Genomic DNA, 12,374 nt, shown 5'->3' with positions numbered 1-12,374 from the left:
AGGCTTCGAGTATGCCTACGTCGCTTCCGCGTGAGCTTACGCGCCCGGTCATGGTCGGATCGGTGCAGATCGGTGGGGGAGCGCCTGTGGTCGTCCAGTCGATGACCTGTACGCCTACCTCAGATACCGAGGCCACACTCGACCAGATTCGCGCACTCGCCGACGGAGGCTGCGACGTCGTTCGCGTCACGCTTCCCAACCGCGCCGCCATCGACAGCTTCAAAGCGATATGCGACGCCTCTCCGGTTCCCATCATCGCCGACATCCATTTCGACTATCGCCTTGCCATCGCCGCGGTTGACGCCGGCGCGGCGAAGCTGAGAATCAACCCCGGCAATATCGGTTCCTGGGAAAAGGTTGATGCTGTCATCGATGCCGCAGGTGCGGCCGGGGCAGCCATTCGCATCGGCGTGAACGCCGGATCGCTAGAAGAGGACCTTGCATCTCGCGACGACCTCACGCAGCCCGAGAAACTCGTTGCCTCGTCGCTCCGCTTTGTCGAGCATTTCGAGGCGCGCGGCTTCAAAGACATCGTGCTCTCTGCTAAGGCCCATAGCGTGCCAACGACGATTGAGACCTATCGGGCGCTCTCTCGTGAGCTTCCTCATATTCCGCTTCACATCGGAGTCACTGAGGCGGGAACCGTTCAGCAGGGCACCATAAAGAGCGCCGTGGGGCTCGGCGTGCTTCTTGCTGAAGGCATCGGCGACACCCTTCGCGTCTCGCTGACAGCCGATCCAACCGAGGAGCCGCCGGTAGCCTGGGGCATCCTGCAGTGCCTCGGCATTCGTCGACGCGGGCCTGAGCTCGTTTCCTGCCCAACCTGCGGCAGAACCCAGGTTGACCTCATCCCCATTGCCCAAGAGGTTGAGAAGCGCCTCCGCACGTGCGAGAAGCCCATTTCAGTCGCTGTGATGGGCTGCGTGGTGAACGGTCCCGGTGAGGCGTCCGATGCGGATGTCGGCGTAGCATGTGGAAAGGGGAGCGCCCTGCTCTTCAAGCACGGCCAACCAGTGCGCAAGATTCCCGAGAGCCAGATTGCTGATGCACTCATGGAGGAAATCGAGAAGCTGTAAGGAACGTTGCTACCCGGGCGGCCTCGGGATGTTTCTTCTTCGCTGGTCCTCGGATTTCAGCTTTCGCTGAAATCCTGCGGAAGCACTCAGAAGAAACATCCCGAGGCCGCCCCACCTTCTCTACTCACCTTCCCCCTCACCCTCTCTATAGAATTCGCAAGGTAGCGCGGGGAAATATATAACTCGTCGCTTACCTTTTTGCGGCTCTCGCCGTATTCATTTCTCGCGGCTTTTATAGCTGCCCCGAAAGCCTTAAAGTCGTACAATGGTACGGGTCTTTTTGCCATTTTCATTCACCCTGTTACATTTTACAGTTCACCTTTCTTTTTGGATATGTCCACACAATTCATATCATTAGGTTAAATACTTCCTGTTGTGTATTGACAGTAGACTGATTTTCTGATAAAATAAAATTTATGTAAAAGGAGGCGGCGTTTATGTTGCATAGCATGCGTATTAGATAAGCATTGAAAAAAGGATTTTCCCATTTTCAACATGGGCTTTTTTGTCATGCTTATTTTGCGGATGCTATACAAAAAACTAACGACGTATAGATATAGTATAGACATAGTGCAAGCTATGCCTTAGTTTTGTTGTACTGCTCTGTGCATTATAAATGCAGGTCAATGCTCATGTTGAGGATTGACCTGCATTTTTTTGTGTAAAAAGGACGAGTGAAATATAATGCTTAAAAAATATTGGATAAAATGTCCGATTTGTAACGGAAAGACGAGAGTTCAAGTATTTCATAATACTGTATTAAAAGATTTTCCTCTTTTCTGCCCTAAATGCAAATTGACGCATATCATTGATGTAGAAAAATTAGAGATTGTAATCAAAAATACAGAAAAACAAACTTTTATTATTTAGAAGAAAGGATATAAAAATGAAACGTTTACCTAAATATACGCCTGCGGAAGTACGGAATGATCCATACGGATTTACTTACAAAGAAATGTCGGAAGTTATTGGCGAGAATGAAGCAAAAGCCTTATATGAAGAATTATATAAGCAATTACCACGCAAAAAAATCTATCAATGTTGGTAAAAAATATTTGCAAAAGCAGTGATACTGAAAAGTATGTTTACGAACTGAAAGACAACAAATACATTGAAACGGTTTTTATCAAGCGGCGAGATGGTGGAACTGTTTGCGTGAGCACACAAGTCGGTTGTCCTGTTGGTTGTATTTTTTGTGAGTCCGGGCGAAATGGCTTTGTTCGTAATCTAACATCGTCAGAAATCGTACAACAGATTATATTGTTGCGTCGAAAAGTAAACCGTATCGTTTTTATGGGTATGGGAGAGCCTTTATTCAATTATGACAACTTGATAAAAGCAATCCATATTCTCCGAGATAGATATGGGCTCAACTTTCCAACCGACGGCATTACCATATCAACAGTTGGTCCGGTCGATCAATTAAAAAATTGCGCGAGGAACATCTTAAAATTCAGTTGACAATATCTTTACACGCAGCAACACAATCTGCAAGAAATCGTATTATTCCTCACATGCGCATATATGCTATTGAAGATGTTGTTAAGCAAGCCTTATCCTATTCTGAAAGGCATAATCGCAAAATTGTCTTTGCGTATTTGCTTTTACCGGGTATAAATGACCGGCCCTCAGATGTAAGACAACTTGCAAAATGGTTTCGGGGCAAAAAAGTTATGATTAACGTGTTACAATACAACCCAACAAGCAATTCAAGAATTAAAGCACCACAGAAACGGGAAATAGTTGCATTCAAACATCAATTAGAGCAAGCAGGACTTGAAGTTACTATGAGAGTTTCTCATGGCAGAGAGATTAACGCGGCTTGTGGACAGTTAGCTAACACATATAATAAATTCAAAAAAAATGATTAAAAGTGCCAGACGCATAGACGCAGAGCCGATAACGCATTAGGTCAAAAAACCTATGTGTTATCGGCTTTTTTATTTAATATTGCGCAAAAGCCGCTGTTCCCTATTATAGAATGGATTGCGGGTAGTGTATTAAAGTCGCCCTTTTTTAAGGATACGGCGGTATCGGGGAGGTATCGCCGTGTCCATTTTTATTTACTGTAACCCGCCTAATGCTTTGCGGTCAAAAAAAGCTATGCTCCGCAAGCGGGATATTCCGGCTATGAATGTGAACTGTCAATACATTTAGCTACTGCTTACATTTCCTTTGCGCCCGTCCGCGTCTTGCGGACGGGCGCATTTTGCTTTTTTCAACTTTTTTCTGAAAAGCGCACTCAAGAGCCATCTCCCGAACGGGTACGGAGCGAAAGGGGCAGAGAGGACAAGCCCTTAACTCCCGTCCTCTACTCCACGCGGGAAGGAGGTGAACTCTATGGAGCTATCTTCTTCCGACAAGGAAAGAATACAACATCAGTACGACGCATTAGCAAAGAAAACTTTGGTCGGCGAAGCGAAAAGCCACCGCCGCACTCTTGCGAAACGCGCAGCACGCGAAGTTACTTTTTCGGATTTGAGCGAAAGCGAACTCGCGCAGCTTTTCACAACGGACGAATACGAAAGCGATTATTTCCGTTTTCAAGTGTCCGGCTTTGATGTACTCGTCAAAAATGAACTGCTTGCCGAAGCCCTTAACGCTTTGCCCGAAAGGAAACGCGACATTATCCTTTTGTCCTACTTCTTGGATATATGTAATCTACCTATATGAAGCACGTAGCGGCTATGCGCTTTCTACCTACGCGAGAACAGCGCGCATTGAGGGCTATGAGATTGAGTTGTTGCCTATCTCCGTCTTAGGGCGGGATTATCTCTGAGCGATTCCGCAGCAGCTCAGCGACAGCTGAGCTGCGAGGACCAGCGAAGAGATAATCCCGCCCTAAGACGGACCCATGTAGCAGCAACTCCGTGGTATCATCAACCGGTCAACAACTTGCTCGTAGAAGGAGATGGCATGTCACGCACCCGTGTCGCTAAGATGTCAAAGCTCTATGCCCCCACGCTCAAGGAGGATCCTGCCGAGGCCGAGCTTGCGAGCCATAAGCTCATGCTCCGCGCGGGCATGATTCGCAAGGTCGCTTCGGGTCTTTATAGCTATCTGCCGCTCGCATGGCGCTCGATCCACAAGATCGAGGATATCTGCCGTGACGAGATGGACGCCATCGGTGCCCAGGAGATGCTTGTCCCCATTCTTACCCCAGCGGAGCTCTGGGAGGAATCCGGCCGCATCGGTGCATACGGCCCCGAGCTCATGCGTCTCGAAGACCGCCACGATCGCACGTTCTGCCTTGGTCCCACCCATGAGGAGACGTTTACCGATTTGGTGCGCAACGAGCTCAAGAGCTATAAGCAACTTCCCGTGACCCTTTATCAGATTCAGGACAAGTTCCGCGACGAGCTGCGTCCGCGCTTCGGCCTCATGCGCGGGCGCGAGTTCATCATGAAAGATGCCTACAGCTTCTCCGCCACGCAGGAATCGCTTCAGGAGGTCTATGAGGATATGAAGGGAGCCTACGCCCGTTACTGCGAGCGCTGCGGGCTCAAGGCGCTGCCTGTAGCGGCAGATTCCGGAGAAATCGGCGGAGACTCCTCCATCGAGTACATGGCGCTTGCCGACGCCGGCGAGGCCTCGCTCGTCTGGTGTGACTGTGGCTTCGCGGCCGACGACGAGGCGGCTTCGACAACGGTTGCGGTGAGCGAGGGCCCTGGCGAGGGCGTGCTTCAAAAGGTCGAGACCCCGGGGCTGGGAACCATCGAAGCGGTCTCGAAGTTCTTCGGATTCCCGGAAAACGGAACGCGCAAGTCCCTCGCGCTCATCGACGGCGAGGGCAAGCCCGTCGTCGCCATCGTGCCGGGCGACCACGAGCTCAACGAGATCAAGGCCGGCAAGCTATACGGCGACTACCACCTCATGACCGACGAAGAGCTCGATGAGTTCGGCCTGCACAAGGGTTTCATCGGGCCGGTGAATCTCCCGGATGGCATCCGTTTAGTCTGCGATGCATCGCTTAAGGCCTCTAAGAGCTGGACGTGCGGCGCAAACGAGGTTGATTACCACTACACGGGTGCCTGCCCAGATCGCGACTTCACGGTGGACGCATGGGAGGACCTCGTAACGGTAAAACCCGGAGATCCTTGTCCTCACTGCGGCGAACCCCTGAATGGTGGCCGAGGCATCGAATGCGGTCAGGTATTCCAGATCGGTACGGAGAAGTACGCAGCGAAAATGGGTGCTACGTTTGCCGACGAGAACGGACGCGAGCAGCCGTTTTACATGGGATGCTATGGCATCGGCATCTCGCGCACCCTTGCCGCGATCGTCGAGCAGCATCACGACGAGCATGGTATCGTTTGGCCGGTTTCTGTCGCACCGTACGAAGTTTCGGTCATCGCGCTCGACAAGAAGGGCGAGGCGTTCGAAGAAGCTGCCCGCATTGCAGAAGAGCTGGCTTCTGAAGGCATCGATGTCGTGTTCGACGACCGTAACGAGCGCCCTGGTGTTAAGTTTGCCGACAACGATCTCATGGGCTTCCCATACCAGGTCATCGTTGGCAAGCGCGGGCTTGCAAACGGCACCGTCGAGGTAAAGGACCGCGCTACCGGCGATCGCGAGGATATCGCCCGCGAGAGTCTCATGAGCACCATCGCGCAGCGCGTGCGGGCTGCGCGAGCGTAAGCTGGAGGCTTCGGGCCGGTGCGCCAGAACGTGGCATAGCGTCTCGTCAACGATTTCGCCATCCGAAAATCTAGCGTTCAAGACGGAATATGGAATTACCGATAGGGGAGTGCGACAATTTCTCAAAAAAGTTCTTGCACCAACGCCTAAAGTTCCGTAAACTATCTTCCGTTGCTTGGGGGCGTAGCTCAGCTGGGAGAGCGCTTGACTGGCAGTCAAGAGGTCAGGGGTTCGATCCCCCTCGTCTCCACCATTGCATTCTTAGACCTCGCTTTTGCGGGGTCTTTTTTTTCCGATGACTGCACGCTGAAACCCGGTCGGATACGAAGCGGACAAACGCGCTGGATGCTGGGCGCTAGGTGAACAAGATGGCATGGCTATCGCTGCATGTCGAGAACGACATCACGCTTGCACGGGACCACCATGCAAAGACATGCGATTAAGACCGTAAACCGTACTCTGGAAAACTTACATGCCGAATTACGCAATAAGAGTCCGAAATAGCTTCCTTATTGCGTAATTTGGCATGCAAGTTCACTGGCCCATAGAAATACGCTGGATTCAGAGAGTTGAAAGAGCGAAGCTGAAACAACTGAGACGCAAAAGGCCCGAAGGAACCTCCTCCGGGCCAGATATGCATGGTGGGCCCAGCAGGATTCGAACCTGCAACCCAGGGATTATGAGTCCCCTGCGCTAACCGTTGCGCCATGAGCCCGTGATAGCAAAACGGCCCCCGAATTCGAAGGCCGTACGAAGTACTGTGGTGGAGACGAGGGGGATCGAACCCCTGACCTCTTGACTGCCAGTCAAGCGCTCTCCCAGCTGAGCTACGCCCCCAAGCAACGGGGAATACTATAGGGAAATACGAATCGCTTTGCAAGCCTTCTCTCAAAATAGTCATCACGTTCTCCAGATGTGCGTGAAATGAACGTCGAACGAGTTTTTTCGAAAAAAGAGGGTTGGCGAGCTTGGGCAGCCATGCTATAGTAGCTATCGCTGAAAAGCACATGGGCGTTTGGCTCAGGGGTAGAGCACTTCCTTCACACGGAAGGGGTCACAAGTTCAAATCTTGTAACGCCCACCATGACATGAACGGGGCCGGGGAGCAATCCTCGGCCCTTTTGTTCATACAGGTCATGCGTGTTACCATCCACCCTGCTGGGTACTATCGTCGGTAGGCTTCTGCTCAGCAGGATTCTATGGGCAGCTTAGGTGTACGGGGCGTTAACGATTCCCCCGAGGTAGGATGACATGATTTTATCGGTAGATAAGATTGAGAAGAGCTTCGGCGCGCGCACCCTGTTCAGTGGTGCGTCATTTCAAGTCAACCCAGGCAATCGCTTCGCCTTGGTTGGCCCCAACGGAGCTGGCAAAACCACCCTGTTGAAAATCATCATGGGGCTCGATACGCCTGATGCGGGGACAATCACCTTCGCCAAAGAGGTGAACGTCGGCTATTTGGAACAGGAGACCAAGCTCGCGTCCGACGTACCCGTCATCGACGAGGTGATGAACGCCGCGCACGAGATTCGCGAACTCGGCGAGCGCGCTGAGGAACTACAGCTCGCTATCGCCGAGGCGGGGGAGAAGGGCGGAGTACCCGAACAGCTCCTCAATGAATACGGACGTGTTCAAGACCGCTTCGAGGGCCTTGGCGGCTATGAGCTCGAGAGCAACGCTCGCCAAATCCTTGCCGGCCTTGGCTTCCCGGTCGAGGATTTCAACAAGCCCTGCCGTGAATTCTCTGGCGGCTGGCAGATGCGCATCGCGCTTGCCAAGCTCTTTCTTCGTCACCCGGACCTCTTGCTTCTCGACGAGCCCACAAACCATCTCGACTTGGAAAGCGTTCAATGGCTCCGGTCATTCATTGCCGCTTACGAGGGCGCTGTTCTCATCGTCTCTCACGACCGTGCGTTCATGGATGCCTGCGTGGACCACGTAGCCGCACTTGAAAACCGACGCATCACCGTCTACACCGGCAACTACTCGTCTTATCTCAAGCAACGCGAGGATAACCTCGAGCAAATGAGGGCCAAGCGCGCCGCACAGGAACGCGAGATCGCCCACATGCAGGTCTTCGTAGATAAGTTTCGCTACAAGCCCACGAAGGCCGCACAGGCTCAGGAACGCATGAGGCGCATCGAGCAAATCAAGAGCGAGCTCGTCATCCTTCCCGAAGGGCATAAGCACGTCGATTTCAAGTTCCCCGATCCGCCGCGTTCGGGCGATATGGTCGTGAAGCTGGAAGACGTCTCAAAGGCGTATGGCGACCACACCATTTATTCCAATATCGATCTCACCTTGTACCGCGGCGATCACGTGGCGCTCGTGGGTCCGAACGGCGCCGGCAAGTCGACGCTGCTCAAAATGCTCACGGGCATCGAGGCTCCCACATCGGGCACGCGCGATCTTGGCGTGAACGTTGGCGTGGCCTACTACGCACAGCATCAGCTCGAGGGTCTCAACGAATCGAATACCGTGCTTCAGGAAATAGATTCTGTTGCCCCTGGCTGGACGGTCCCCCAAGAGCGCAGCCTCTTGGGCGCGTTCCTGTTTTCTGGCGACGATGTGGAGAAGCGCGTCGGCGTGCTCTCGGGCGGAGAGCGGGCGCGCCTTGCCCTCGCAAAGATGCTGGTAGCGCCCGAGGCACTGCTCTGCCTTGACGAGCCTACCAACCATCTTGATATCGACTCGGTGGATATGCTCGAGAACGCGCTTAAACGCTTCCCGGGCACCATCGTGCTCATCAGCCATGATGAGCACCTCGTGCGCTCCGTCGCGAACCGCGTCATCGACATCCGCGATGGGAAGATGACGGTCATCGATGGCGATTATGATTACTACCTCTTCAAGCGCGATGATCTTGCAGCTCGTGAAGCCCGTGCCGCTGAGGAGGAAAAGGCTGCACCAGACAATCCGCATGCAGCAGCCGATGCGCCCCGTGCTGCCCGAACCCACAAGACGATGGATGGCACCGTTGCTCGAGAGGGGAAGAAAACCCGCGAGCAGCGCCGCGCGGAAGCTGAGGCGAGGGCAGCCCTCAACAAACGGCTCAAAAAGACGCGCGACCGCCTGAATAAGGTCGATCGCGATCTTGAGAAGAAGCGCGCCCGGTACCAAGAGCTTATGGAGCTCATGGCTTCCGAGGAGCTCTATGCCGATCAAGAGCGTTTCAACGCAGCGCTTGCAGAGTACAACGAGCTCAAAAAGGCCATTCCCGCCCTTGAAGACGAATGGCTCGAGCTTTCGACCACCATCGAAGAGGAGACCGCCCGTGGATGCGCGTAAAGCACTCGCCGTTGCCTTGAACATCCTTGCCTACATCTTGCGAATCTGCGCCATCGTCCTGTGCGTGCTCGTGATTATCCTGTGCTTCTCGGGCATGGCGTCGCGCCTCGGTCTCGTGAACTTCATCATCGACCTTTCGCGCGCGCTGCCCCAGGTCATTGCCGGATGGGGCGTCATAGCCTCGCCCTTCGGGGGTATCTTCCGGCTCGATTTCACGATCGTCGCGGCCGTCTGCTTCCTTCTCGATTTCATCTGCGTGCGCATCTCGCGCTCACTTCGCTAGGAGCCCTGTATGGATACCATCGTCTCGCTGCTCATCTCGGCATGTGCGGTCATCGTGGGCATCGTCGTCCATGAGAGCGCTCACGCCCTGGCCGCCTATGCGCTCGGCGATGCCACGGCCAGGTCGCGCGGGCGCGTCTCGCTCAACCCGCTCAACCACATCGACCCGTTCGGAACCGTTCTTTTGCCTCTGCTCATGATCCTGGCCGGTGGACCGGTTTTCGCGTACGCCAAACCCGTTCCCGTGTACCTGGGCAACCTCAAGCACCCGAAACGCGATGAGCTCATCGTCTCGCTTGCCGGCCCGCTTTCGAACATCCTGCTGGCTGGAGTCTTCGCTCTTCTCCTCGGCTTCGTTTGGCCCGCGCTTGCACGCAGCGGCGCCACAGCAAGCGTCGTCTATCTCGTTGCGAACGCCATCATGAGCTGCATGCTCGTGAATCTCTCGCTCGCGTTTTTCAACCTCATCCCTCTGCCGCCCTTGGACGGCTCTTCGATCCTCGTTCTCTTCCTCAAAGGGGAGGCGCTCCAAACCTACTATCGCATACAGCAGTACGCGATGCCCATCCTCATCATCGTTCTGTACCTCCTGCCCACCGTCCTCCATATCGATATCATTGGCGCCTATTTCGATCTCACCGTGTATCCCCTTTGGAGGTGGATGCTCGGCCTCGCGCTTGGATGAATCTACGGTAAACTGTATAGGTTGGACGTTTCGATTCGACCAGGGGAAGAGGTGGGCAGATGTCCTACCGCGTCTCGACGCAGGCGTACACGGGACCGTTCGACCTTCTGCTCCAGCTCGTATCGAGGCAAAAGGTCGACATCGGCGCCATTTCCATCTCGGAAGTCGCAGAGCAGTACCTTGCCGAGGTTGAGCGCATCGAGGCGCTTGACCTCGACGTTGCAAGCGATTTCCTGCTCGTTGCAGCTACCCTGCTTGATATCAAAGCCGCGGCCCTCGTACCCACCGAGACGTCCGCACCTTCTGGCGATGCCGACGACCTTGACGATGAATACGCCGGCCTTGACGCTGATTCTCTCCGAGAGGTGCTCATTCAGCGACTCATCGCCTATAAGCAGTTCAAGGGAGCGGCTGCCGCCCTGGGAGCCCGCATGGAGGCCGAGAGCCGCATGCACCCGCGCGTAGCCGGCCCCGATCCGGAGTTTCTCAACCTCATGCCCGACTACCTCGCAGGCATCACGCTCCGCGGGCTCGCGGTGATCTGCGCCGACCTCGATGGCCGGCGCGAAACGTTTCTGCTTGAAGCCGAGCATGTCGCACCGAAGCGCGTGCCCCTGGAGCTTACCGTGGCGTCGGTCGATCGCTTCACCATGGCAAACGAGCATACGACCTTCCGAGAGCTCCTCGAAGCGAATCCCTCAACCGAGCAGCTCGTTGTAACGTTTCTCGCCATTCTTGAGCTCGCGAAGCGCGGCTCCGTCACCCTTGAGCAAGATGACCTGTTCGGCGAGATCAAGATCGACCGCGTTGCGGGCGCGCCCGAATACCACCCCGAAGCCGAGCCGGCACCAGACGGCGCAGGCGAGGACACCACGTACTAAGGGGAACCCATGCAAGACCTAGAACCCTTGAGCACCACCTCTCCCAAAGGCGCCCTTGAGGCGCTCCTGCTTGTTTCGAGCGACCCCGTGAGCGCAAGCGCTCTCGCCCAGGCGCTCGGTATCGCCCCGGGAGAGGCAGCTTCGCTCCTTGCCGAGCTCAAGGTTGAGTACGAGGAAGCTAATCGCGGCTTTCAGCTACGCGAAGTCGCCGGCGGATGGCGGCTCTTCACCCATCCTGCCTACCACGACCAGGTGGAGGCATTCGTGCTTTCCTGGGACACGCAGAAGCTATCCCAGGCAGCGCTCGAAACCCTCGCCGTGATCGCCTACCACCAACCGGTGACGCGCGAAACCGTCAAGGGCATTCGCGGCGTCAACTCCGACGGTGTCATCTCATCGCTGGTCGATAAGGGCCTTGTTCGAGAGATGGGCCGCGACCCGCAGCGAGGACAGGCGATCCTCTACGGTACGACCAACGCCTTCCTCGAAAAGTTCGGGCTTCGCTCGACGAAGGACCTCCCTGATCTTGAGCAGTTCGCCCCGGACGAGCAGGCACGGCAGTTCATCCGCGAGCGCCTCTCGGGCCGTTCTATCCAGTCGACGCTCGAGGAGGCTGATGAGGATCTTGAGGAAGAGCGCGATTTGATGGGCGATGACTACGGCGATCCCGACGACGAGCTCATCATCGTGGGTAACGCAACGGACGACTACGATGACTGATCAACATCAGATCGCAGCCGAGCATGGCGAGCACCCCCATACGATGCGCCTCCAGCGGTTCCTTGCGCGCGCCGGCGTGGCGAGCCGTCGCGGCTCCGAAAACCTTATGACCGCTGGCCGTGTTACGGTAAACGGCAAGGTGGCAAGCGAGCTTGGCACTAAAGTGGATGTCGATTGCGATGTAATCGCCGTCGACGGGCACGTGGTCAAGCTGGCCGAGCGCCCCGTCTACCTCATGCTCCATAAACCCGCAGGCTATCTCACCACCATGAGCGACCCGAAGGGGCGGCCCTGTGTGGCCGAGCTCGTTCCAACTGATCTTCATCCCGGGCTCTTTCCCGTGGGGAGGCTCGACCTCGACACAACGGGGCTCTTGCTCTTCACCACTGATGGCGACCTCGCCCATGAGCTGCTTCACCCCTCGCGCCATGTTGAGAAGACCTATATCGCTCACGTTGACGGTCGCGTGACCGGACGCGACCTCATGCCCCTTTGCCAGGGCATCGTGCTCGACGATGGCCCCTGTCAGCCTGCGCGGTGCCGCATTCTCAAGCCTGCTCAAGCACGTGCCGTCTGCCCCCGGGGCATCGACCCAGGAACTTCGGTCGTCGAGGTCATCATCCATGAAGGCCGAAAGAACCAGGTGAAACGCATGCTCTCAGCGGTAGGGCACCCCGTCATCGCCCTGCATCGACCTCGATTTGGCCCGCTGGAGCTCGGAGACCTCGCGCCGGGCACCTGGCGCTACCTTACCGAACACGAGACCGAGCAGATTCGCACGAGGTGACGCACCTCCGATAGGAA

Annotated in this window: 14 protein-coding genes and 4 tRNA genes; 15 read left to right on the top strand and 3 right to left on the bottom strand. The window is 55.5% G+C overall.

The genetic code is table 11. The features are described from left to right. Positions 1 to 11 precede the first annotated feature (11 nt). Entirely contained in the window at positions 12 to 1,076 is a 1,065-nt protein-coding gene (gene ispG, locus HGEM_RS05085) for a flavodoxin-dependent (E)-4-hydroxy-3-methylbut-2-enyl-diphosphate synthase (protein WP_019128333.1), read from the top strand. Positions 1,077 to 1,162: 86 nt separating this feature from the next. Here ispG and HGEM_RS09995 read toward each other — a convergent pair whose 3' ends face one another. Next, on the bottom strand, positions 1,163 to 1,363 hold the full coding sequence (locus tag HGEM_RS09995) for a hypothetical protein (protein ID WP_476728938.1): 201 nt from the start codon (positions 1,361 to 1,363) through the stop codon (positions 1,163 to 1,165). Positions 1,364 to 1,760: 397 nt separating this feature from the next. Here HGEM_RS09995 and HGEM_RS09990 point away from each other — a divergent pair, with 397 nt between their 5' ends. The 7 genes from HGEM_RS09990 (at position 1,761) to HGEM_RS05070 (ending at position 5,967) form a co-directional block, all read left to right on the top strand. Continuing rightward, positions 1,761 to 1,946 (top strand): cysteine-rich KTR domain-containing protein, encoded by a 186-nt coding sequence (locus HGEM_RS09990; RefSeq protein WP_003431289.1) that lies wholly within the window; start codon positions 1,761 to 1,763, stop codon positions 1,944 to 1,946. 16 nt (positions 1,947 to 1,962) lie between these two features. After that, positions 1,963 to 2,124, top strand: a complete 162-nt coding sequence (locus HGEM_RS10725; protein ID WP_431521713.1) for a hypothetical protein — start codon at positions 1,963 to 1,965, stop codon at positions 2,122 to 2,124. After that, the gene (locus HGEM_RS10720) at positions 2,115 to 2,537 is read left to right on the top strand and encodes a radical SAM protein (protein ID WP_476728937.1); all 423 of its coding nucleotides are present in this window, start codon (positions 2,115 to 2,117) and stop codon (positions 2,535 to 2,537) included. Before HGEM_RS10725 ends, HGEM_RS10720 begins: the two co-directional genes overlap by 10 nt. Then, complete coding sequence (locus tag HGEM_RS10715; RefSeq protein ID WP_438503341.1) at positions 2,507 to 2,947, top strand: hypothetical protein; 441 nt, start codon at positions 2,507 to 2,509, stop codon at positions 2,945 to 2,947. The genes HGEM_RS10720 and HGEM_RS10715 overlap by 31 nt, the downstream gene beginning before the upstream one ends. 469 nt (positions 2,948 to 3,416) lie before the next feature. Beyond that, the gene (locus HGEM_RS05080; RefSeq protein WP_019128331.1) at positions 3,417 to 3,749 is read left to right on the top strand and encodes a hypothetical protein; all 333 of its coding nucleotides are present in this window, start codon (positions 3,417 to 3,419) and stop codon (positions 3,747 to 3,749) included. 243 nt (positions 3,750 to 3,992) lie between these two features. Next, positions 3,993 to 5,714, top strand: a complete 1,722-nt coding sequence (locus HGEM_RS05075) for a proline--tRNA ligase (RefSeq protein WP_019128330.1) — start codon at positions 3,993 to 3,995, stop codon at positions 5,712 to 5,714. Between the two features lie 177 nt (positions 5,715 to 5,891). Continuing rightward, positions 5,892 to 5,967: transfer RNA gene (locus tag HGEM_RS05070), tRNA-Ala, on the top strand. Between the two features lie 386 nt (positions 5,968 to 6,353). Here the strand turns inward: HGEM_RS05070 and HGEM_RS05065 are convergent. Together HGEM_RS05065 and HGEM_RS05060 are read right to left on the bottom strand one after the other, a co-directional pair. Beyond that, a tRNA-Ile gene (locus HGEM_RS05065) sits at positions 6,354 to 6,429 on the bottom strand. A 46-nt stretch (positions 6,430 to 6,475) separates the two neighbouring features. Beyond that, positions 6,476 to 6,551, bottom strand: a tRNA-Ala gene (locus tag HGEM_RS05060). Positions 6,552 to 6,723: 172 nt separating this feature from the next. On the opposite strand from HGEM_RS05060, the gene HGEM_RS05055 reads away from it, so the two are divergent. The 7 genes from HGEM_RS05055 to HGEM_RS05025 all read left to right on the top strand — a co-directional run bounded on the left by HGEM_RS05055 (position 6,724) and on the right by HGEM_RS05025 (position 12,357). Continuing rightward, positions 6,724 to 6,798 (top strand) — tRNA-Val (locus HGEM_RS05055). 167 nt (positions 6,799 to 6,965) lie between these two features. After that, positions 6,966 to 9,002: an ABC-F family ATP-binding cassette domain-containing protein gene (locus HGEM_RS05050; protein WP_019128329.1), complete on the top strand. Its 2,037-nt coding sequence runs from the start codon at positions 6,966 to 6,968 to the stop codon at positions 9,000 to 9,002. Continuing rightward, positions 8,989 to 9,285: a hypothetical protein gene (locus HGEM_RS05045; RefSeq protein WP_019128328.1), complete on the top strand. Its 297-nt coding sequence runs from the start codon at positions 8,989 to 8,991 to the stop codon at positions 9,283 to 9,285. The genes HGEM_RS05050 and HGEM_RS05045 overlap by 14 nt, the downstream gene beginning before the upstream one ends. Before the next feature lie 9 nt (positions 9,286 to 9,294). Continuing rightward, complete coding sequence (locus HGEM_RS05040; protein ID WP_019128327.1) at positions 9,295 to 9,969, top strand: site-2 protease family protein; 675 nt, start codon at positions 9,295 to 9,297, stop codon at positions 9,967 to 9,969. Positions 9,970 to 10,028: 59 nt separating this feature from the next. Beyond that, a complete protein-coding gene (locus HGEM_RS05035; RefSeq protein WP_019128326.1) occupies positions 10,029 to 10,850 on the top strand; it encodes a segregation and condensation protein A in 822 nt (273 codons plus the stop codon). A 9-nt stretch (positions 10,851 to 10,859) separates the two neighbouring features. After that, positions 10,860 to 11,570 (top strand): SMC-Scp complex subunit ScpB, encoded by a 711-nt coding sequence (gene scpB / locus HGEM_RS05030; RefSeq protein ID WP_019128325.1) that lies wholly within the window; start codon positions 10,860 to 10,862, stop codon positions 11,568 to 11,570. After that, complete coding sequence (locus HGEM_RS05025) at positions 11,563 to 12,357, top strand: pseudouridine synthase (RefSeq protein WP_019128324.1); 795 nt, start codon at positions 11,563 to 11,565, stop codon at positions 12,355 to 12,357. The genes scpB and HGEM_RS05025 overlap by 8 nt, the downstream gene beginning before the upstream one ends. Positions 12,358 to 12,374: the final 17 nt, after the last annotated feature.

Origin of the sequence: Enorma massiliensis phI, from assembly GCF_000311845.1 — a bacterium.
Classification (GTDB): domain Bacteria; phylum Actinomycetota; class Coriobacteriia; order Coriobacteriales; family Coriobacteriaceae; genus Enorma; species Enorma massiliensis.
This window is presented reverse-complemented; position numbering and strand designations above follow the sequence as displayed.